This window comes from Acidovorax temperans (assembly GCF_028596105.1).
Taxonomy (GTDB): Bacteria; Pseudomonadota; Gammaproteobacteria; order Burkholderiales; family Burkholderiaceae_C; genus Acidovorax; species Acidovorax temperans.
On the sequence record NZ_CP117193.1, the window covers coordinates 4272550 to 4292467 of the forward strand.

The 19918-nt window shown below is 59.1% G+C and carries 15 protein-coding genes and 2 pseudogenes; 6 read left to right on the forward strand and 11 right to left on the reverse strand.

The window, feature by feature from the left end; genetic code table 11:
* Positions 1-766: 766 nt before the first annotated feature.
* Positions 767-3682, reverse strand: a complete 2916-nt coding sequence (locus PQV96_RS20085) for a Tn3-like element IS1071 family transposase (protein ID WP_003049965.1) — start codon at positions 3680-3682, stop codon at positions 767-769.
* Positions 3683-3796: 114 nt separating this feature from the next.
* Entirely contained in the window at positions 3797-4039 is a 243-nt protein-coding gene (locus PQV96_RS20090) for a hypothetical protein (protein WP_273624001.1), read from the reverse strand.
* A 172-nt stretch (positions 4040-4211) separates the two neighbouring features.
* On the opposite strand from PQV96_RS20090, the gene PQV96_RS20095 reads away from it, so the two are divergent.
* Positions 4212-6377, forward strand: a complete 2166-nt coding sequence (locus PQV96_RS20095; protein ID WP_273624002.1) for a protein-disulfide reductase DsbD family protein — start codon at positions 4212-4214, stop codon at positions 6375-6377.
* Between the two features lie 26 nt (positions 6378-6403).
* Complete coding sequence (locus PQV96_RS20100) at positions 6404-7039, forward strand: cation efflux transmembrane domain-containing protein (protein WP_273624003.1); 636 nt, start codon at positions 6404-6406, stop codon at positions 7037-7039.
* A 599-nt stretch (positions 7040-7638) separates the two neighbouring features.
* On the opposite strand, the gene PQV96_RS20105 is transcribed toward PQV96_RS20100, so the two are convergent.
* Both PQV96_RS20105 and PQV96_RS20110 read right to left on the reverse strand, forming a co-directional pair.
* Positions 7639-7830 carry a hypothetical protein gene (locus PQV96_RS20105; RefSeq protein ID WP_273624004.1) on the reverse strand — a complete coding sequence of 64 codons (192 nt, stop codon included), beginning with the start codon at positions 7828-7830 and terminating at the stop codon, positions 7639-7641.
* Between the two features lie 132 nt (positions 7831-7962).
* Positions 7963-8334 carry a hypothetical protein gene (locus PQV96_RS20110; RefSeq protein ID WP_273624005.1) on the reverse strand — a complete coding sequence of 124 codons (372 nt, stop codon included), beginning with the start codon at positions 8332-8334 and terminating at the stop codon, positions 7963-7965.
* Positions 8335-8369: 35 nt separating this feature from the next.
* On the opposite strand from PQV96_RS20110, the gene PQV96_RS20115 reads away from it, so the two are divergent.
* Complete coding sequence (locus PQV96_RS20115; protein WP_273624006.1) at positions 8370-8672, forward strand: hypothetical protein; 303 nt, start codon at positions 8370-8372, stop codon at positions 8670-8672.
* Positions 8673-8705: 33 nt separating this feature from the next.
* On the opposite strand, the gene PQV96_RS20120 is transcribed toward PQV96_RS20115, so the two are convergent.
* Positions 8706-9548, reverse strand: a complete 843-nt coding sequence (locus tag PQV96_RS20120; RefSeq protein WP_273624007.1) for a coiled-coil domain-containing protein — start codon at positions 9546-9548, stop codon at positions 8706-8708.
* Between PQV96_RS20120 and PQV96_RS20125 the strand changes: the two are divergent.
* Positions 9523-9939, forward strand: a pseudogene (locus PQV96_RS20125) (IS30 family transposase); the annotation flags it as partial. The gene PQV96_RS20120 and the pseudogene PQV96_RS20125 sit on opposite strands and share 26 nt — an antisense overlap.
* A gap of 205 nt (positions 9940-10144) precedes the next feature.
* On the forward strand, positions 10145-11791 hold the full coding sequence (locus tag PQV96_RS20130) for a hypothetical protein (RefSeq protein ID WP_273624008.1): 1647 nt from the start codon (positions 10145-10147) through the stop codon (positions 11789-11791).
* Positions 11792-11794: 3 nt separating this feature from the next.
* Here PQV96_RS20130 and PQV96_RS20135 read toward each other — a convergent pair whose 3' ends face one another.
* The 5 genes from PQV96_RS20135 to PQV96_RS20150 all read right to left on the reverse strand — a co-directional run bounded on the left by PQV96_RS20135 (position 11795) and on the right by PQV96_RS20150 (position 17875).
* Positions 11795-12751 (reverse strand): hypothetical protein, encoded by a 957-nt coding sequence (locus PQV96_RS20135; protein WP_086914271.1) that lies wholly within the window; start codon positions 12749-12751, stop codon positions 11795-11797.
* A gap of 638 nt (positions 12752-13389) precedes the next feature.
* Positions 13390-14358 carry a TniQ family protein gene (locus PQV96_RS22365; protein ID WP_086914270.1) on the reverse strand — a complete coding sequence of 323 codons (969 nt, stop codon included), beginning with the start codon at positions 14356-14358 and terminating at the stop codon, positions 13390-13392.
* Entirely contained in the window at positions 14330-15226 is an 897-nt protein-coding gene (locus PQV96_RS20140) for a TniB family NTP-binding protein (RefSeq protein WP_273624011.1), read from the reverse strand. The genes PQV96_RS22365 and PQV96_RS20140 overlap by 29 nt, the downstream gene beginning before the upstream one ends.
* A complete protein-coding gene (locus PQV96_RS20145) occupies positions 15226-17175 on the reverse strand; it encodes a Mu transposase C-terminal domain-containing protein (protein ID WP_086914268.1) in 1950 nt (649 codons plus the stop codon). The genes PQV96_RS20140 and PQV96_RS20145 overlap by 1 nt, the downstream gene beginning before the upstream one ends.
* Positions 17153-17875, reverse strand: coding sequence for a TnsA endonuclease N-terminal domain-containing protein (locus tag PQV96_RS20150; protein ID WP_236748875.1), 723 nt, complete (start codon positions 17873-17875; stop codon positions 17153-17155). Before PQV96_RS20150 ends, PQV96_RS20145 begins: the two co-directional genes overlap by 23 nt.
* A gap of 91 nt (positions 17876-17966) precedes the next feature.
* Between PQV96_RS20150 and PQV96_RS20155 the strand changes: the two are divergent.
* Positions 17967-18638 (forward strand): annotated as a pseudogene (locus tag PQV96_RS20155) (ATP-binding protein); the annotation flags it as partial.
* An 85-nt stretch (positions 18639-18723) separates the two neighbouring features.
* Here PQV96_RS20155 and PQV96_RS20160 read toward each other — a convergent pair.
* On the reverse strand, positions 18724-19752 hold the full coding sequence (locus PQV96_RS20160; RefSeq protein ID WP_207374940.1) for an IS30 family transposase: 1029 nt from the start codon (positions 19750-19752) through the stop codon (positions 18724-18726).
* Positions 19753-19918 lie beyond the last annotated feature (166 nt).

Consider the following 19918-nt stretch of genomic DNA (forward strand, 5'->3'; position numbering starts at 1 on the left):
AAAAGTTGCGAAACACAACTTTTGACCCAATTACACGAAATATTACACGTTTATCAAAAACACCAATAAGTCATTGATTCATATGGGATTTTGACGAGCCTGTTTTTCTGTTAATCAGAGGTTCTCTGGTTAAAACTTAGCTCATTATTTAGACCAATTTTTCTCAGTCATTGCACGTTTTATTACACGGTCGATGACCAAAAGCAAGCTGCATAAATCGATCTGTACAAAGTGCTACTCACTCCAACTCATACTATAGAAATTGTCTACCGTTATGGGGTAACGCCAGCCATCGGGGGCCTTAAGAGTGAAGTCCGGAGCAGCCAGCCAAAATCACAGATTGGGGTATCTAGAAGCATGGTTTTTGTTCATTTAGCACACACGTTTCAAGTGGTACTTGGAGGTGCCAGTTTGTCTTGAGTTTTGAGGTCAAAGTCCGTTGCATCGTGACGTTCGTGTAGTTGATCTGAAAGCTTGCCCCAAGTACGGTTGACCTTTCGACCACGCTGGACGGCAGGGCGTTGAAGAACTTCATTAGCCCATCGCCTTAAATTCTTGTAGCTCTCAACTTGCAGAAACTCTCCCGCGCCATAGGCCTCACCCAACACTAAGTTGCCATACCAGGGGTCTCCTCGTTTTCAGTGCAATAAGTGACGGTACGAAAAGCTAGCACTGGCGCGGAGGTGGTGTTGGTAGATCGTTGATTTGATTGACTTTCCTGTTCACTTTCAAATCTGCGATTCGTGGCGTCAAACCGTGGTCGGTTTCATCCATTGGTGCCAGTTATCGATGCATTTGGCCGCGAAGGCAGGATTTGGTCAGCATAGCGGTCAACCGGGAAGCGAAACACACCCCGCAAGTTGATGCTCTCCAGCCTGGTGGGCGCAATCTTCCCGATCAGTTCCGGTGGAATGACCTGGCGGCGGTTCGACCAGCGATCCAGGACCGCCTGCATCTGTGAGGTATTCCACGCCATCACGATGTTGGCCATCAGGCTCAACGCATCGGCCACAGCCTGCATTTCATCGACACGTTTGGCCTGCGCCGGGCTGATCCGGCCGGTATAAATGGCGCGCTTGAGGGCGTTAACAGCCTCGCCCCGATTGAGCACCCGGCGCAACTCGTTCCTGAAAGCGTCCTTGACAAAGTAGTCAGCCAAAAACGCCGTACGCAGCAACCGCCCCAATTGCACGCCAGCCTCATAGATTGGATCGCCCTGGGCGGCAGAACCGAACCGCGCAAGAGCTGCCACCGCACTGGCATGTCCGCTCATGACCGAGGCTGCCAGGTGCACCAGACTATCCCAATGCTTTTCGATCAAAGCGACGTCGACATTGGCTTCGCACACCGCAGCGATTTCTGCGGGCACTTTGGTGCCGCGTGGCACAAAGAGGTGGCGCTGTTTGAGTTCCTTCAACCGCGGGCAAAGATCAAAACCAAGCAAACGGGCATGTGACATGGCAAAGTCGGTGTAGCCATGGGTATCCACAGCAAGCTGGCTTGTCTCCAGCTTTTCTTGGCGGATGACACCTTCAATGGCCACGCCCGCCTGGCGCTCATTGAGCACAAAGGGCTGCGCATGGAAGATGCCCCACCGGTCTTTTACATGGGAGTAGATTCCAATGGAAGGTGTGTTGCGCCGAGGATCAAGCCGGGCTTGCCACACCCGTTTGGTGGTCTCCATGCTCATCATGTCAGAAGATGCCAAATCGGACCGCCCCCAGGTGGCGGCAATCGGGTGTCGCTGCATGAATTCCAGCACAGCCTGGCAGGCCTGGCTCAGACGCCGTTCGTCCCGCGCCCAGCGCATGGCCTGGCGAATGCTGGTGGCAGACAATTGCGGAATCATGCGCGCGCATTCGACCGCAGTCAGACTGGTGCCGTGGGCCATGATGCCGGCATAGACCATCAGCAGCTCGTCGGTAGAGCGCGGCTCACGTCCGAGCATGATCCAGCTAAAGCGCACCTGGGCGTCAACGGCCAGAATCACTTCCGGCAATTGAACCTCACCGATGCGGTGATCCAAAGCCGCGCGCAGCTTGGTCACTTCTGGGTCTTCGTCCTCTGCGGGCAATGGCGACAAATGGAGTTCATCATCCACGCGCAGTACGCCACTGCGGGCTGCAGCGGCCACCGCATCGACACCGGCAGTTACTCTGGCCAGCAAAGGCTTCAAGAAAGTGGCAGCCTTGCTGGGTAACGATAGACGGGCATAGTGTTTCTTGGACTCTGCCTGCCAACGCTCGTCCGTGAAGAACAAGCGCGCACGACCCCGAAAGCTCAGGCTGTGCTCAATCCAGACCGAGCCATTGCGCACCGCGCGGCGCAGGGCAAACAGGGTGGCCACCTCCAACGCCTGAAACGCCCGTTCCCGGTCTGGGCTGGAGATCGAAACCTGCCAGATCATTCCCAGACTTGGTGCCACCACTTCAACTGGCAGCTTTCTGGATCCTTTGAGATATAAAGCTTGCAGCTTGGCAAGGTACTCGATGGCAGGATGCTCGCCGGTGGCCTGCCAGGGCAGCTTTGCAATGGCGACGAGCAACGACCGCACGGGGCGAATTCCATCAATCAATCCCTCGCGGACCAGGGAGGCCCTGCTCGGTGGTTTGCGTTTCTGGGTTTCGGTGATCAAGGCTTCAAGACGGGCACGCAACTCAGCATCTGGCACCGCACCTTGCGCGCTCAAGGCAACAAGTTCGCCGAGCAGCGTTTTGTACATTGCGGCCCAATTGACGGTAGCGGGGACATCGGCGGCAGCCTGACGCCACAGATCGGCGATCCGGCGCTGCACCATAAGGATCAACTGGTCTGTGGTGGTGAACAGGCAATACCGAAGAAAGCATGCGACCTCCACGGTGCGCGCTGGCTCTTTGATCTTGGCTCCGGCTGAGGGCGGCCTGGAGACAAGTCGGCGCGCGTAGCGGCGCAAGATGAGATCGGGGATGTCTGCCAGGTGCTTATGAACGTCCAGCGTGTAAAGCAGGTCGATGCGCTCCAGTACCTCGCTGATTTGGCGGGTTGAGTGTTTCGCCGGTGCAGCCCATAGCCAACTCTGCTGGGTTTGTCCATCTGGGCGCAGCTCTGAAACTGAGGCTCGCCAGCGATCAAGTGTTGCTGGATCAACGCTGGCGGCGATGGCGGTGCCTGTTTCAACTTCAAGCTGGGCAAGTGCCGCCGCAATCAGTGTCCGAATTGCCCGCTCGTGCACGATCACCAGCTTGTTCTTGTACAGCCATTGACGCGCCCGCACGAGTAGCTGATCGCGGTCGGCGCAGCGCGCCACTTCGTCGCGCAGTTCACGTACCAGTGAGCGGCGCTGGTGCTCGCTCATCCACTGGAATCCAAGGACCGTGCAGGCTACTTGTTGGTGATCGAATAGCGTGCGCCCGCGTTCATACATGGCTCTCAGCGAGGCGACTTCTGGTGCTGCAATGCCAAGCTCGTTGCCAAGGTGGCGCCACAAGGCTACTGGAATTACCCGAAAGGCACCGAGCAAACGCCCACTCATGCGCAGGAAACCAATATGGAGCGCCAGACCAAGCTTGTGGGAATCACCTCGGCGTGCATTGATTGCGTCGCGCTCGGCACCATCGAAGGTGAAAAATGCCTTCATCTCGAAGTCGCTGATATCGCGGGGGAGCCCACGCATCCCCAAAAACGTTGTGTGCCAACCCTGCATCGTGAACCTCAAAAGTGGGAGGCCACCATACCCGTTTACAAAGCGAACAGGAAAGTCAATGAAATCAACGATCTACCAACACCACCTCCGCGCCAGTGCTAGCTTTTCGTACCGTCACTTATTGCACTGAAAACGAGGAGACCCCTGGTCCCACTTCCAGGCCGCGTGAAAGGGCAGTTTCCGCTCCAGCAGCGCGACGATGGCCAGCGCTGCAGCGACTATCAGCGGCACTGTCGGGAAGTACGGCCACCCAGCAGCCAGACCGCCGAAAAGTACCACGGCCGTCGCCCCAACAACCAGCGGATAGCTCCCGTAGCGAACGGCAGCGTCTATGAGTGGCAATTCTCTCGTGTTCATTTCTGTCTCCAGAAAGCTCCGGCGAGCATTGGAAACCCTCTAGTAGAAGTAGAGTCAAGCGAGAGATGTAGAACCCTCCCGCAACTCCAGGCTGCTGTCTGTTTTGCATTGAGGAGCACCTATAGTCCGGCTAGACGGTGCGCATCCCGCCACCGCATCTACCCCTTGATTCATGTTTGCGCGCCTTGCCTTGATCTCCACCACTCTCCTCACGCTTTTGCTCTTGTTGTGCAGTGGTGTGGCATGGGCTCAAGGTGGGGGCAAAAGTGTGGTGGTGACCGAACGCACTCGCGCCGAGTTGCTGGCCCATGCGCCTGATGGTGTGGAGCCCGGCAAACCCGTGTGGGTTGGCCTGCAGCTCGCGCACCAACCCGAGTGGCATTCGTACTGGAAGAACTCGGGCGACTCGGGCCTGCCTACCCGCCTCGAATGGGATTTGCCGGCGGGTGTGAGTGCCGGTGAGATTGCCTGGCCGGTTCCGCGCAAATATCCGATCGGTACGCTGATCAACTACGGCTACGAGCATACGGTGCTGCTGCCGGTGCCGCTCACTATCGCGCCCGACTTCAAGCCCTCGCTGGTCGGCGCAGCGCTGGTCGTCAAGCTCAAGGCACGCTGGCTGGTCTGCCGTAAGGAGTGTGTCCCTGAGGAGGGGGAGTTCTCTCTTTCCATTCCTGCCAGGAGCGCGACGGCCTTGCACGGTTCCGCGTTTAAGGCGAGCTTCGCCGCACAGCCAAAAGAGCTGGCGGGACCGGCATTTGTGACCATCGAGGGCGCTGCCTTGCGGCTTCAGGTACGCGGATTGCCCGCAGCGCTCAAAGGAAAGCCTCTGGAGTTTTTCCCTGAAACCGCGGAGGTCATCGAGACTTCAGCACAATGGACCCAAGCATGGGATGGCGAGGTGTGGACGGCTCGGGTTCCCCTGTCGCCTCAGCGCAGTCACAGTCCACAGGTGATGCCCATTGTGCTCACTCACGGAAACGATGGCTGGAGCATCGACGCGCAAGTGCAAGGAGCTTGGCCTGCGGTCAGCGCTGCGACCACTATCCCGCCGGCTCTGCAGGAGGCTCTGCGCAACAACGCAGCGGCTGCGGCTTCAGGCAGCAGACTCACGCTCTGGGCCGCATTGCTGAGTGCTCTGCTCGGCGGCCTGATACTCAACCTGATGCCTTGCGTCTTCCCGGTGCTTGCGATTAAGGTGTTTGGCTTTACCCAACATGCTACAAGCCAGCGCGCACGTCGCCTGGATGGGACGGCGTATGCCGTCGGCGTCGTTGCGTCATTCGCGGCTCTGGGCTTGCTCGTCGTAGGGCTTCGCGGGGCAGGACAACAGCTAGGATGGGGTTTTCAGTTGCAACTTCCTGGAGTCGTCGCGACGCTGGCCGTGCTGTTCACACTAATCGGCCTGAACCTGGCTGGAATGTTCGAGTTTCGCCAACTTCTCCCCTCGCGCATAGCGTCGCTGCAGAGCAGCCACCCCATACTGAACTCCTTGCTCTCCGGTGTTCTTGCGGTGGTGGTGGCCTCTCCTTGCACCGCGCCGTTCATGGGCGCGGCGCTGGGGTTCGCAATAGGACTGCCTGCCGCGCAAGCATTGTTGATCTTTGCGGCGCTGGGGTTAGGTATGTCCTTGCCGTATCTCGTGGCCAGTTGGGTGCCGGCCGTTTCGCGCCTGCTGCCGCGCCCTGGCCCCTGGATGGTCACGTTTCGCAAGCTGATGGCCTACCCCATGTTTGCCGCAGTCGCATGGCTTGCCTGGGTGCTGGGACAGCAAAGTGGGATCGATGCGGTAAGCGCGCTCTTGGTACTGCTGATCGCCACGGCAATGCTTGTATGGAGCTTAGGCCTGTCTGGTCAAGCGCGACTGGTCGTAGGCATGATCGCTCTGGCCTGGACGACGGGATTTGTTTGGTTGCTTGCTGGGCAGATCGCTAGCGGGCGGCCGGAACGCTCGGTTGTAGTAAGAGACGTGGACTGGCAGGCCTGGGAGCCGGGCCGTGTGGAAAAACTGCTGGCCAACGGGCAACCGGTGTTTGTCGATTTCACTGCGGCGTGGTGCGTCACGTGTCAGTACAACAAGAAGACAGTGCTGCAGGATCCTAAGGTGCTGGCCGATCTAGCCGCCAGAGGAGTTGTGCTGCTGAGGGCCGACTGGACACTGCGCGATCCCGCCATCACAGCAGCGTTGGCATCTCTCGGACGCAACGGCGTTCCGCTGTATGTTCTTTATCTCCGTGACGCTGCGCCACGGGTTTTGTCAGAAATCCTGGACGCGACCGAGTTGCGCGGGGCGCTCTCGCAGATCCCTTTGACAGCGTCCCGGTCAACGTCGCTATAGGTCACTATAGAGTGAAGGAGCGGGTAATGGCAGAAACTGATGACGACGAACTGGGCGGCCTCGATGCGAGTAACGCGACGGACCGCAAAATCCTGTTGACGGTGCTGCTTATCAACCTAGGGCAATCCGCCGCAGGCATTGGATTTGGGGTTTGGGCCTCGTCCACGGCATTGATGGGCGCAGGCCTCGACAACCTTGCTGACGCTTCTGTGTATGCCGTCAGCTTGTACGCGGTTGGGCGGGCGGCATTGGTGAAGGTCCGGGCGGCACGCCTTTCAGGCCTGCTTCTGATTGGTCTTGCCGTTCTACTACTGGTGGAGGTTCTGCGCCGCTTCTCCGGCGGCGAGGCGCCTGTGGGCCCGGCGATGATGGCGATGGCCGCCGCCAACGCAGCTTTGAACCTGATCTGCCTGCGGTTACTACGACGCCATCGCGGCGACGACGTGAACTTTAAGGCCTCTGCCATCTTCACAAGCAACGACTCCATCGTCAATGGGGCCATCGTGCTTTCCGGAATCTTGGTCATGTGGTTGGGGACCAACATCCCAGACCTCATCCTCGGCGTTGTTGTAGCTGGTATCGCTGCGAATGGCGGGCGCGAAATCCTGCGGGAGGCAGCGGAAACTGCGGTGCGTAAAGGCACATCGCAAGACGTGCACTGAACCGCCTGATTGACTGTCGGTGACTAAGGAGATATGCCATGCGCATACTCTGGATCTTGATGGGGTCTTGCACCCAGAGCATTGCCACGAGTCCAGGCATTTCTGCCGCCTACCTATCCTGGAAAATGCGTTACGGCATCTGCCAGAGGGCTAAGTAGGGATCAACAGTACTTGGCGTCTGGAACAATCCAGTGAGGCTCTACTGCAAGTTCTCTCCTGACATTGTCGCCATGATTGCAGGCGTCACCCCCAAATACTGCGATCTAACGGAGGCTAAGCCAGGATACGGCCAGTTTTAGCTCATAAGCGTCAAAGTCATTAAAGACAGTTGGCTTATGCACGCCGCGCTCGTCCACGCGGAATCGGCCCCCTCTCGATCCTCGCGTAAGCGGTTCTCTATGCCTTGGAGGGCCCGAGCGGCTCCGATCCATTGCGACTTCGAGCCCTTGCCGCGCTGGCACGTACGGCCTGGTCATACGTCATCGTGCCCTCAACCACCGCCGCGACGTCCGCCAGAAATCGCGGCTAGGGTTCGTGGCCCGCAATCCGCGTGTTTGCAAGCGCCTGAGCCATTGCATCGCGGCGCTCCTCCTTTGTGGTCATGGCAACACCTCAACCCCAACAGGATGCCAAGCCATCACCTCTCCACCGTGCAGCTTTGGATCGAACCGTTCAAGCAGTTTCTCCAGCGCATGCTCATCGATTCGGGATCGGGTCGAGACGCCGCGAACCTGCGGCCGCGAAGCGGGGTGCGGGACCTTCTGTTGACTTGCCTTCTTGGTCATGCCCATGATTTTCCTCCTGAAACGCTCCGCGACACCGAACAACCGGCTACGTCGACGCTTGATCGGCCGTGATGAGGTCCGGGAGCGAAATGCCGTGCTCAACTGCGTGGACGTTATTTCATGGGCCTGCAGGAGGTCTCAGGACAGATCCCAGGCATCGATGGTCAGTGGCTGGTCGGGCGGACAGGTTGCGATCTTGTCCGGGTGGAAGATCGCGTCGCCCTTCCAGTTCGCCGGCATGACGTAGTCGTCACCGATGATCGCGGGGCCTCGGTGCGCCGGTGGACCACCAGCCAGCAGCGGCAGCACATCGCCCGCTTTCGCGGTGTAGCGGTTCGGATAGCCGTTGAAGGCCAGCCAGGTGGCCTTGCCTTCTCTGACGAGTTGCTGAAGCCAATCAATGCCGCCTGGACCAACTTCCCAGTTGGCCAGCACGGCTTCCTTGCGATCGAGAGATCGGTCGCGCTCCTCGGGCGTCTGGGCCGCGACAACTATCCACCAGCCGATCATTGTGGGTTTCCTCGTTGCGAGTCCATGGCCCCAAAATGGCTGTTCCGGCCCGACTTGCCGAAACACCGTCTGTCCCCTCGGATGATCTCAGCATTGCAGCACACCACCAAGGAGAATTCCTCTTCACCATTCAAAAACCGTTACCACCGCCCCCTGGGTATGCCAGTTGGCTCGACTACGCCGTCGAAGCGTTCAGCACCCGGCAGGCCTGGCTCGAAAGCCTCTGGGAAACCTGGGTCGACGACACCGCCGTCGAACTGGACCGGGATGAAATCCGCGAGTCTGCACGCCTGGAACTGCGTGCCCTGCGCAAGGCGGCCGCGGCTGCCGACTCGTGAGTCCAGGCCGGCGCGTACGCCGCATTCATTTGTCTATCGTGCCTTTCGCGCGCCGGGCTTGGCGACCTTCGAGGCCGGCGCCTCTGGCACCGGTTCCGGTGGCGAGAGCCGCTCCAGCAGCGCACGCAGCGTCTGTGCTTCGGCTCGGCACTGCGTTGCCTCTTGCTGCGCCACCGCGAGCCGTTCCCGCGTCGCCTGAAGATCATCAACGAGGCTGCGATTGCGGGCCGTCAGTTCCCGCTGCGAATCCTCGGCCGCATCGGCCTTGACCCGCAGCCGCGTGACGGCGTCGGCCTGCGCCAACAGGCTCTCGCGATGGCGGCCTTCGGTCTGCGCCAATTGGCCGCGCAGCGCCTCGAGCTGCTTGTCGACCTTGATCCGGGCCTGACGCTCCTGGTCGATCTCCAGCAGCGCGCGCCGCTCTGCGGCATCCGCTCGACCGTTCGCGACGGCAACCGCCTCCCGCACCTTGCCCAACTCGGCGCTGAAATCCGCCCGAACCCGCTCCTGCTGTTGGCGCGCCTCCTCGAGGTGCCGCTGCAACTCCTGCAGCCTAGCCACGGCGCCGGCATGGGCACGCCGCTCGGCCTCCAGGTCGGTTTGCCGTTGCTGGAGCGATTCCTGCGCTGCGCTCAGTTGCGGACGCAGGGTTTCGACGCTGACCAGTGCCTCTGCTGCCGCCTGGCGGGCCCGGGTTTCCTCCCCCTGGGCTTGCTCGACCGCGGCCTGATCCTCCAGGCGCAGCGCTGCGAGTTCGTTGCGCGCGGCAGCCGTGGCCTGCTGCCACAACGCGGCTATGGCCTCAGCCGCCGTCGCCTTGAGCGCCGGTGGCAGATCCGGATGATCGATTTCGACACGCGCCTTGCTGCTGTGCAAGATGCCTGACGCATCCGCAGACAGTGCGCTGGCCGCGTTCACCAACAAGCTGCGCCAGATCGCACAGCCGATGCGCCAGACGCTCACCTACGACCAGGGCAAGGAGATGGCCCGGCACAAGGAACTCGCCCAAGCCCTTGGCATGCGGGTGTACTTTTGTGATCCGCACAGCCCTTGGCAAAAAGGCAGTTGTGAGAACACGAATGGGCTGCTGCGCCAGCTCATGCCCAAGGGCACAGACCTGAGCGTGCATGACCAGGATGCGCTGGACTCCATGGCCGATCTGATGAACAACCGTCCTCGGCAGACGCTTGGCTGGGATTCTCCCTATCAGGCCTTCCAGCGATTCATGGCTGCTATCGCCGAGAAAAGCTCCGCTACCATTCATTGAATATCAACCAGCGGTGTTGCACTTCAGATTTGAGACCGCCCAGTTTATGGATAGGCCATGCTGATTGCCAGTGTGGTTGTCTCGCCACCCAAAACGCCCTGCGCGAGGGCGCTGCTATCGCGTGAGTTTTACTAAATTTGATAGTTTCCCAGTTGATGGGCGCCTGTACCGATTGATCGCCACGGGCCGAAGGTATCCGTCTCCCTTGGACCAACAAACACGTCGTGTGATGGTCTATCTCGCCGAAATGGAAGAGCTGACGACAGGGGACGCCATCTATGCGCGCCGAGAAGACGGTTCAATCAAATTTTTGGTGATCGACGAGGCTGCAGGGTCAATCCCCAGTCTGATCCTCGGCTCCTTTTGGCGAGATAGGACTATTCAGCCGGACGACCTCCAGAACTGGGTTCAAGTACGAGATGCAATCCTGCCCGAGCAGACATGGCAACTGACCACGCTAGGGGCCCTGGGTTTGTCCACGAATCCATCCAGCGATTCCAAAGGCTTACCGCTGGCGGGAACTGACGCTGCCGGAAAAGCTATCAACGTAGGGAGAATGCCCGTCCTCCACGGCCAGACAGAATCCGGATTGGACATTTACATCCCCTGCTACGAAATTTTTCGCCGTTTTTTCGGAATCACCACGGAATTGGCCAACGCCCTCGTGGGTGGACGCTGGTCCAACGAGGTCGGCAAGTTGGTCAACTTGGAGACCACCCGGGTTACGGAAGAAGGCGACTTCGAAATAGAACCTCTCGTGAGTCTGAGCAATGTCGCATGCCGTGCGATTGCACTCTTTCAGACCGCCCCTCACGCGCTCACCCGGGCCGCCGCGATCTACGTCAATATTGTTAACGCGATTCGAGCTCTTGATGACTCACCATGGATCGAGGCTTGGCCTCCATGGCAGAACCAGGAAATGCGAATTTCCTTCATGGGCGAGCCGCTTCCCGGCGGAGGAGTACTCGCGTTGTGGATTCACGATGCGCAGTTCCCCAAGCTTCCATACCCAATCACTCGCCTGACTCAGCAGATCATCCCGAAAGCTGAACCCGAAGCGCCCACGGGCGCGGTCGAGCCAGAGCAGAAAACACAGCAAGATGAAGATGAGTCAACCTCCATTACCAGGCCAGGGGACGTGCGGCCTATGGGGAGAGCAGTGCATTTGGCCATCCAGGACACGTGGAGTGACCTGGAGCCTTTACGTCGCCGGGTCATTTCTACGCGGACCATACTGTACGACCCAGGCAAGCCGAAGCGCAAGCGAACACCACCCAAGAAACGGGTCGGAACCGGAGCGCGCAGTAGTCAGGGTGAGGCGCCCCCCGGATCATTTAGCAGCGAAGATCAGGCGCGGGTTGAAGACCGGTTTCGCGCATTGGCGGAGTGTTTTCAGTTGATGGTTCAACAAAAGCACTTGCTCTCGTTTACGCACTATAGCCTCGTAAATCCAGTAGAGACCCCGTCAGCCAGTTACTGTGCATTGCCAGCAAAAATCGGAGGCGTGGACCGGCCGTGGGCCGTCGTCGAAGAACGGCCTCGAATGTGCTGGGTAGTCGAATTGACCCGAGCTGATGGACAACGGTTCTATTGGTTGGAAACCGAATCCCGGGGGGAAAAGCACCATCGAGCGCTCCTCGTGCGAATGCAAGAAAACGCGTCCTTGCCCGTAGCCACCTTGGACACGCTCTTGAAGCAAGCCGTTCTGAACAGTGGTGCCTGGAAGCCTAAAGATCTCGCGATCAATCACAATGCCTTGACCACGTGCACGGTCAATCACCGCTATGGGATGGTGAAACCGTCGCTCGTCCTCCACAAGATGGAGCAGCTTGCGGGCATACCTCAGCCTTGAGGCTCATTGATTGAGCTTGTTCAGGTGATACTGCACTGCTGCAGTGCTCAAATGATCCGTAGCCATCCGACCGGGAAACACCCATCTCTCACCGGATTCTCGCGTCGGCGAGGACCCTGCTGCCATTTCATGCACGAGTGCCGCGACCTCCTCAGGTGCATCGACCCACTCGTCCTTCAAAAACACCCTTGTTCCTGACGCAGACACCGCCAGTTGGTCCATGCGCAACTGAAGCACGTGCTCAAGCCTGGCTCCGAACAACAAGGAAACAAGCTTCGCAATCAGCGGCAACCTTTCGTGGCGCTGAACCACGTACTCAAGACGGTCCTGAATCCTGCGCACCTCCTTGGCGCGATGCGCCACCGTCGGCGACTGACCCGCCTTCTTCTGAAGATGCAACGCTACTACACCAGTTGCGCGAAGGTAGGAGACAAATGCGCTCGCGGATGCCGTCGAACCCGGTGACTTTCTCAGGTACTTCTCCAGCGCTGCATTTGACAACTCGGCGGCGCGATTAACCTTGCTGTGCTGGAGAAGCTGGATCGCCACATTCAGATAGACCTTGACGCTCCGCAACGACAGCGGCTTCTCCTTGGCCTGCATGAAGCGGTGAAACCCCTTCACATCCATCTCCCACGACTTCCCAACGACCTCTTGCAGTTGGCGCTCGACGAGTCTTTGGAGGGAGGCTTCAAGCCGTTCTTGGTTGTTGGCGGTCAACAGTCCTGTTTCGGTCATGTACTGCGCCAGAATTCCCATCGACCGGATCTCCTCCGTCGTGAACAGCTTCTGCAGGAACGCGCTATCAATGACACCTCCCGACGCGAGAACTGCATTGTCGATACGCATCAGAGCTTGAGCATAGCGAGCGAAGCCTGCAGCCAGTTTGCTGTGTCGGCCGCTTTCGTTCGCCCACCCAACAAAGGACAACGTCAAGTGCTGCGCCTGTTCGTCGCTCATCAGATCAATGGCAGCCTGTGCCTTCACCCAGTTCGACCTCTTGATACCGCAAGTAAGACAGCGCGCGACACCCGCTCCACCCACAATGGTCCCGCAGTCAGGGCAGGCGTGACTTGCGTCCAGGTTCGCGGCACACCTCTTGCATACAGGCTCTCGGGTCAACAGTACGAGGAACACGGTACGGTGCTTTCCGCACCACTTGCATGTCGCACAGGTCTGCTCGCGGACACACCGATCGCACATGCGGCCGAGAGCTTCCAGTCCAGTGATCCGGGTAAGGCGCTGAGCGGGCTTCTCGCATACTTGGCAGGGTTCGGCCGCCCGGAAGTACCTCGCGCACGCAGCACAAGCGGCGTGGTCGCCAACGCGAAGTGCAGCGCGAGGCGTAGGCTTCCCGCAACGCAGGCATGTCTGCTCCTTCAGCCTGCAACGGCGACAGACAGGTCGCTCCTCAGCACGATGGCTGCGCGCCGTGCCTCCGCAGATATGGCAAGTGCGGACCGGAAAAATCCGTGGATAGCAATTTGAGCAATAGCCGACGCCCAGGTGAACACGATGCGCCTTGTCCATAGCGCGCTCACACTGACCACAATTGGATTTGGCAAGCTTAGTGCCCAAATACTGGCTGTCATCCATATTTATCGGGATACCCTTGCTCGCGAACGGCGCGGCCAGCGTACCCTGCGCGCCATATCAAGAAGTAGCTGCGCGCGCCGTTGGGGATCGATTGGCATCGAGGCAGTCCTCCGTTTGGGCCTAGCACTCAGATCACATGCCAGGCTATATCCACACCACACCAGAGCGCCCCGTGAAGGGTGGGACGCCAAACGCACGATGACACCCTCCTGACTGCGCAGTAGCGCTGCGCGCTCCCAAGTGCGCCAGTAGCTCCAGTGCTCGCCCGCGAGTGCAAATCGCGGATCACATACGGCAACCTCGCTCAAATGCCGGTACAAAGCGCATAGGGGCCCAGGCCTACCTGTGCGCGCATCGTTCCAGATGCTCTGGATGTGGCGATGCAACTCAAGTTCTTCATCTGAAACAGGTTGCAGATCGTGCCCAGCAAGACTGGTGGTACATCGTCCACAACGTGCCAACACCAGTTCATCATCGCGGTAGGGCGTGAACGGCTTTCCACACTCCGGACAACAGTCCTGAAGGGGAAGGGAGTGCGCGGGGCAGAGCCAATTTGTGGAAATGCGCCAATCTCTGCAGAGATACCTGTCCGGGGAATCTAGACATCTGCAGCAATACATCTGGCCGTAGCGTATACGTTTCCATCGGACAAGGCCGACATAAGTGATCCAAGGCTCGAAGCCGATGGCTTGCACCGGGACACCGCACTTGGAAAGGAAGGTGTTGACCGTCATGGTCCGCACACACTCGCGCTCGATGCCCAAGCCTTCTGCAACCTTGTTCAAAAACAGTACATTGATACTGCGGTCAATGTCGCGACACCAAACGTCCCACGGCAGTCCCATGGACTTCGCGAACGATGCAGTGCCATGCGCGGCACGCCACGCCCGCCTGGCCAGCAGTGAGCCCAACACCTCGTCCGGGTGGGGCACGACCTGCGCATCAGATTGCACCATCGTTACGCCCACCATTGAGAAGGCGCTCCACGAGTCCCGCTACCGCCTTGTCCAGCAGAGCATATGTAATGCGATCCTCTCCTTCGCGCAAGGCCATTTCTGCGGCTGCCCGCACGATTGCCCGCACGGATCCAATGGTGCGAGCAGACTTCATGTAGATCAGCTGGACCAACTTGCCCTGACTGAGGCCAGACGGTTTGGGCAACGGAACAAACATCTCGAAGCTGACCAACAAACGCTGGAAATCCTCATTGGCTTGCCATCTAGGCAAGGCAAGCTTCTGAAACCGGGTCATAAACTGAGAGTCAGTTGCAAGCGCTCGCGTGACCTCCTGCGTGCCACAACAGACTACGGAAATATTGCGCGTATTGGAGAGCCGCTTGAGAGCTGCCATAAACAATCGCTGATTGCGCGCTGTGCCATTGAGCATTGCATGCAACTCGTCAATCACTAGAGTGTTTGTCTGGTGAGCGATCAACTCCTGTGAGACGATCGCCTCCAATCGCTCAGGCGCGGCATCAGGCCGGTGGAGGACATCCAAGGCTGTGAGGATGGAACTGAACAGGCGCCCCTCATCGGGTGCCGGCGGACACTCTGCCCACAAAACCTTGGTGATGGGGTTCCCTGTCGCATCCAGGACCACGGGATTGCGTCTTATCAGCTCGCTGGTCAACGAGGTCTTCCCGTTGTCGCTGTCCGCAATCACCGCACGGCATGGTGGCCTTTGCACGCGAGGATAGGCCACCACGTCCGCAAGGTCTCGCAAAATCGCTTCAGCGGCCGGATACTCAATGAATCGGTCTCTGCGTACAAATTCGAGTCGGTCCTCCAGAGAAGACTGCAATACCGCACGTGCATCGGGATGAAGATGTTCGAAGTCCATCAGCTACGTGTAGTGAAAGGCATGACAGGCGCGTTGGAGAATCCAGAGAACGCCTCCGAAGGGTCAGGAGCAGTGTTGACTCCGCCCAGCATGCGGTCCTCGATCTGCGAGCGATCAGGCTGCTTTGGCTTGGTAGGCTTTTTGCCCGCCTGGTTCGATTTCCCTGATCGGGCAGCCTTTCTGGCAGTGGTGGTCAACGCAACTGAAGCCGCCTCGCGCTCTTTGGAGCGCTGACGATAGCCAGCCTTGGCATCCGTATCCTCCATCGCCTTGCCCACCGCGTCATCGCGCGACCTCAGAGCAGAGAACTCCTCACCAGTCAGCTGGTTCTCGTAGTCGGTATCGGGTGGAGGCGGGAACTGGGGAATCCTGTAGTACTGCCTCGTTTGCGGATCCAGGAACCAGATCGCATTGCGGCGCCTCGGGTGCTCCTTAATGACGAACTTCTTTTTCTTGCCGGTTTTGGGATCAGCGTAGTTGATCCAGGGGATCAACACTTCTGAGAAGTAGTCAGCTTTGTTGATGCGAATCCCCGTAGGGCTCACGACCCGCGTATCCTGCGGCAGAAAGTCGAAGACTAGCTTTTCTGGATTGGTGATCAGTTGAGGGAGACCGCAAGCCGGCGTCTTGCTAGTACCTAAGATCGCTTCTTCCCACGCCTTGATCGGAGGCTTCTTCAACGCACCATGTTTGCTCACGTGGTAGTGGTTGACGATCCAATCAGCGATCTCGACTTCGAGTTCACGCAGCGTATAGGCAGACTTCTTCTTCGAGTCATAGTCGCCCCGTTTTTGCGGATTCGAGAACGTCGTTCCAGGCTTCTTCTGAAGCATCATGTTGACGTTGCCGATCATCCGTTCAATGTGGCCGCCATAGCGAGGGGTTTTGACACGGCGAAACTCAGTGTCAATGCGCTGTTCATGGCAGGCATGCTCCAAAACCGCCCCACGAAACTCCTTGGCGTTATCACAGTGCACCTTGTGAATCTTGCCCTGCACCGGCCATGAACCACTCAGCCCCAAATCTGCGAGATAGTCCTTCTTGGGAAGCATGCCCATCGCAAGCGCCATCCCAGCGGAGGTTGAGCTAGGTGCAGACATACTCAAATAGAACCCAACAATCATGCGGGTCATAACGTCTATTACCAACGTGAGCCAGGGTCGTCCCCATGGTTCACGCGTGTCAGAGTAGACCACCGTAATATCCAGGCGTACGTGGTCGATCTGCACGACCCCAAGAACGTTTCTTGTTGGCGGAAACTCACCTGGCGTAGGCGTGAATTTGTCAGCCTCCTGCGAATAGCCGCGCCCTCTGAGTACCTCCTTGGCCGGTATTTTTTTGATCCGGTTTCTCACAGAATTGATGTGCGGCAGCTTTAGCTTCTCCGCTTTGCATCTTTCCTCAAGCTCTTGGAACACATCCACCACTTTGAGCTTCTGGTCCTGAAGATAGAGTTCATTGATGATGTCTCGAATGATCTCTTCTACTCGCTCAGGAAGACGCGGGCCCTTCGGCCCTCGCTGCCCTGGAATGAGCCCGACGAGGGAACCCGCCTGTTCGTAGTCTTTGATAAGCCGATACACAGAGGCAGTGCTCAGATCCATCGTCGTGGCAACGCGCGCAACGTCCTCGCGTGTTCGCGAGTCCTTGCCAATCAACTCGCCAAGCTGTTCCAGGCGTTTCTTTGCCAAGTCCTGCTCAGCCTGGGAAAAAGCCTCCAGTGCTGGTAACGGCTCCGCCTTTTCGGCAGAAAGCTCCAGAACAGTGCTCGGATGTCTCAAGTGGTCCAGCAATACACTTTCTGTCCGTCCACTCTGCACGTGTTGAATGATCACCCGATCAAGTGACAGCACGGCGCAGACGCGATGCAACTCGTTCTTGTAGGCAACTGTGGCCTCGGGTCTGACGTCGAAGGCCGTAACGGTCTCAAGCGGCATCTGAGTCGTCATTGAGCACCTCTTCGAACCAAATTTCTGATGCCATGTTGAGCGGGAAAGCCAGGTTGGCACCGATGTAGCCCATGGTGAGGAGGCGCCACATCACTCCCACCGCCATTGCACGGTTCTCTAGGTCCTGGAAAGCCGCCGCAAGCAAAATCGCCGGAGTGGTGACCTGCAGTTCCTCCAACGTTTCCAGCAAGCGAAGGCCCAAGCCAGCGTTGTCGTCGTACGTGCGAAAGCCACGAAGAAAAAGGACGTTTTCGAGGTAGGGGCCTCGGATCTGCCGTTCGGTCACAACCCGGAAGCTCCAGCCTCGGGAGCGGCACAACTGCCTTGCCGCTCTAAACCCAAACTCCAGTTCGCCCCAACGATCCCGCAACTCTTCGCGGTACTTGATCTCGTACAACCCCGGACGCCTCCTACGCAGCCCATCCTGCGGCCGAAATTTCAGCAGAAAGTCCACTGTGTACCGACGTAAGCGACCGTTGTTCACGCGGTAGCGAATACACAAAGGCTGGCTGATGATTGTGTCCACTTCGTCGTCAAAGTCGGCCAAGTAGGCGAAATCACGCTCAAGAGTGCTTTCATAAGGGACGGTTTCGCCTGACGCTTGGGCCCGCCCTGTCACCGAGCGATAGCTCATCGGAATCTTGCGCACACCCTTCTCTGATTCAGTCACATCAACTATTGTAATTTCGTGATCAGTCATAGAAAACCGTGTAGCCCTTCTCATCAACTAGTAGTGTATCAATGCGTTGCTCAGTGGGGAACTACCACATGAAGTCTCATAAATTAATGGAATCAACAGAGGCTCGCCGCCCCGGCCCGGCGAAATCTCGCTCGCCCACCAGGGTGTGTTGTTTTTGGACGAACTCCCCGAATTCCCCCGTGCCGCGCTGGAGGCACTGCGCGAGCCCCTCGAAACCGGCCACATCACCATCGCCCGCGCGGCGCAGCGGGCCGAGTTTCCGGCCCGGTTTCAATTGATTGCGGCCATGAATCCGTGCCCCTGTGGCTTCCTCGGGTCGAGCCAGCGGGCCTGCCGCTGCACGCCCGACCAGGTGGCGCGCTACCAGGGCAAGCTCAGCGGCCCGCTGCTGGACCGCATCGACCTGCACGTGGAGGTGCCCGCCCTGCCCGCCGAGCAACTGGTGGGCGCCCCGGCGGGCGAGGCCAGCGCCACCGTGCGCGAGCGGGTGGAGCGCGCCCGGGCCCGCGCGCTGGCGCGGCAAGGCCACCCCAACCAGGCGCTGCAGGGCCAGGGCATGGACGAACTGGTGATGCTGCAGGACGACGCCCTGCAGTTCTTGCAGCGCGCGGCCAACCGGCTGGGCTGGTCGGCCCGCAGCACCCACCGCACCCTGCGGGTGGCCCGCACCATTGCCGACCTGGCGGGCGCCACGCACACTGGAGCAGACCACGTGGCCGAGGCGGTGCAACTGCGCCGGGGGCTGCACCACACGCAGCATTGACCGTATTTGCTACTAAATCAATAGCTGTTTGCGCTTACCCAATAAGGGCGGATTCAAGTCCAAGTGCAACATTTACTGTTATCGCTCAGTCCACAGACTCAGGCTGCTGGCTCAAGCGATGCAGGTGCTGGGCATAGACCTCCAAGGGCGTGCTGTAACCCAGGGTCATCCTGGGCCGCCCGTTGAGTTCATCGGCCACCGCATCAAGCTGCTCCTGGGTGTAGCCACTGAGGTCCGTACCCTTGGGGAAGTACTGGCGCAGCAGCCCATTGGTGTTCTCGTTGCTGCCCCGCTGCCAAGGGCTGTAGGGGTCACAGAAGTACACCTTCATGCCTGTGTTCTGGGTGAGTCTGGCGTGCTCGGCCATCTCCCTGCCCCTGTCGTAGGTCAGGCTCTGGCGCATCGGGCTGGCAACGCCATTGAGCTTGTCGCTGAATGCCTGCAGCACATGCGCGGCTGTCGCTGGATTGGGATGGGGTAGCTTGACCAGCAATACCAGGCGCGTGGTGCGCTCGACCAGGGTGCCAATGGCGCTGGCGTTGTTCGCCCCCTTGATGAGGTCGCCCTCCCAGTGGCCTGGAAGCCGACGGTCCTCTATTTCCGGTGGGCGCACATGGATGCTCAGCAAGTCCTGGATTTCCCCACGCCGGTCCTTGCCCTTGGAGCGGGGCCAGCGCTTGGCGTGGGCCATGCGCAGACAGGACACCAGCTCCTTTTTGAGTTCGCCCCGGGGGTGGGCGTAGATGCAGGTGTAGATGCTCTCGTGTGACACTCTGGCGCGCCTGTCGTGGGGGTGGAGTTTTTTGAGGTGCCCGGCAATTTGCTGAGGCGACCAGTGCAGGTGCAGATGGTCGCACACGAGGCGGTACAAAGCCCCCTGGCGGTGCAGCTTGGGCTGGGGGCGGCTGTGAATGCGCCGCTTGCAGCTGCGCTGATGGGCAAACCGGCTGGCGTAGCCATTGCCCCCTGCATTGCGATGAATCTCCCGGCTGATGGTGCTGGGGCTGCGTCCCAGAGCCCTGGCGATGGCTCGGATGCTTTGCTTTTGCTGCAGCCCCAGTGCAATCGCGTGGCGCTCGGATTCTTTGATCTGCTCGTAGGTTCTTTTGCTCATGGAGGCCTTTATTCTGAAGGGGGTGTTGCACTTCAGATTTGAGGTCGCCAAGCGCCAGAGGCCAAAACAATGCATGAAACTGCACGCTGCAAACCGTGCAGGTAAAGCGCCTTTGCGGCACATCCCCAAAGCCTTGATGCGCTGGACATGAACCCCGGTGGGCGCA

What these genes read in the sequence shown, in the direction of transcription:
- PQV96_RS20085 (WP_003049965.1), bottom strand. Translation starts at nt 3,682, where the DNA reads ATGCAGGGTTGGCACACAACGTTTTTGGGGATGCGTGGGCTCCCCCGC.
- PQV96_RS20090 (WP_273624001.1), bottom strand. Translation starts at nt 4,039, where the DNA reads ATGAACACGAGAGAATTGCCACTCATAGACGCTGCCGTTCGCTACGGG.
- PQV96_RS20095 (WP_273624002.1), top strand. Translation starts at nt 4,212, where the DNA reads ATGTTTGCGCGCCTTGCCTTGATCTCCACCACTCTCCTCACGCTTTTG.
- PQV96_RS20100 (WP_273624003.1), top strand. Translation starts at nt 6,404, where the DNA reads ATGGCAGAAACTGATGACGACGAACTGGGCGGCCTCGATGCGAGTAAC.
- PQV96_RS20105 (WP_273624004.1), bottom strand. Translation starts at nt 7,830, where the DNA reads ATGGGCATGACCAAGAAGGCAAGTCAACAGAAGGTCCCGCACCCCGCT.
- PQV96_RS20110 (WP_273624005.1), bottom strand. Translation starts at nt 8,334, where the DNA reads ATGATCGGCTGGTGGATAGTTGTCGCGGCCCAGACGCCCGAGGAGCGC.
- PQV96_RS20115 (WP_273624006.1), top strand. Translation starts at nt 8,370, where the DNA reads ATGGCTGTTCCGGCCCGACTTGCCGAAACACCGTCTGTCCCCTCGGAT.
- PQV96_RS20135 (WP_086914271.1), bottom strand. Translation starts at nt 12,751, where the DNA reads ATGAGCGACGAACAGGCGCAGCACTTGACGTTGTCCTTTGTTGGGTGG.
- PQV96_RS22365 (WP_086914270.1), bottom strand. Translation starts at nt 14,358, where the DNA reads ATGGTGGGCGTAACGATGGTGCAATCTGATGCGCAGGTCGTGCCCCAC.
- PQV96_RS20140 (WP_273624011.1), bottom strand. Translation starts at nt 15,226, where the DNA reads ATGGACTTCGAACATCTTCATCCCGATGCACGTGCGGTATTGCAGTCT.
- PQV96_RS20145 (WP_086914268.1), bottom strand. Translation starts at nt 17,175, where the DNA reads ATGACGACTCAGATGCCGCTTGAGACCGTTACGGCCTTCGACGTCAGA.
- PQV96_RS20150 (WP_236748875.1), bottom strand. Translation starts at nt 17,875, where the DNA reads ATGACTGATCACGAAATTACAATAGTTGATGTGACTGAATCAGAGAAG.
- PQV96_RS20160 (WP_207374940.1), bottom strand. Translation starts at nt 19,752, where the DNA reads ATGAGCAAAAGAACCTACGAGCAGATCAAAGAATCCGAGCGCCACGCG.